Annotated in this window: 2 protein-coding genes; one reads left to right on the forward strand and one right to left on the reverse strand. The window is 37.1% G+C overall.

Going from position 1 to position 613, the window contains the following annotated elements; all coding sequences use genetic code 11:
- Positions 1–221 (reverse strand): hypothetical protein (locus AC1DWA_RS33070; protein ID WP_477917661.1); only part of this gene is annotated, 221 nt, incomplete at its 3' end.
- Positions 222–462: 241 nt separating this feature from the next.
- On the opposite strand from AC1DWA_RS33070, the gene AC1DWA_RS33075 reads away from it, so the two are divergent.
- A partial coding sequence (locus AC1DWA_RS33075; RefSeq protein WP_477917663.1) for a sugar phosphate nucleotidyltransferase occupies positions 463–613 on the forward strand: 151 nt, incomplete at its 3' end.

Here is a 613-nt window from a genome sequence, read left to right on the forward strand (position 1 = left end):
GTACGGTAAAGGTCTAGCCCTGCTTGGGCATTTGTGCGATAGCGTGCATCACTGTACGGGAAATGCTGTATAAATTGGTGCTGTAAGTGATCTGAAAACGAACTCATAATCCCAGTACGGTAAAGGTCTAGCCCTGCTTGGGCATTTGTGCGATAGCGTGCATCACTGTACGGGAAATGCTGTATAAATTGGTGCTGTAAGTGATCTGAAAACGAACTCATAATCCCATTCCTTTCTATACATAAGTGGAGCATAAAATTATATTTATAAGTGATTAATTTTCTTTTCATTATAAATGATAAAAATAGAATTATACAAAATCTTTTGTTATGATAAAGCAGAATCCAAYATGACTCTTTATAAAAAGAAATGGATTCAACATGACTTTGTGTACATACTCAATCGCAGACTTACTATACTATAACCAATAAGCACGATTGACATTGACAGGAGGAAAAGTAAGTGAAAATTCGTAAAGCTATTATTCCAGCAGCTGGATTAGGGACACGCTTTTTGCCGGCTACAAAAGCACAGCCTAAAGAAATGCTGCCAATTGTAGATAAACCAACGATTCAATACATTGTGGAAGAAGCAGTAGCATCAGGTATTGAAG

The organism is Rhodococcus sp. P4_F3_2 (assembly GCF_056401335.1).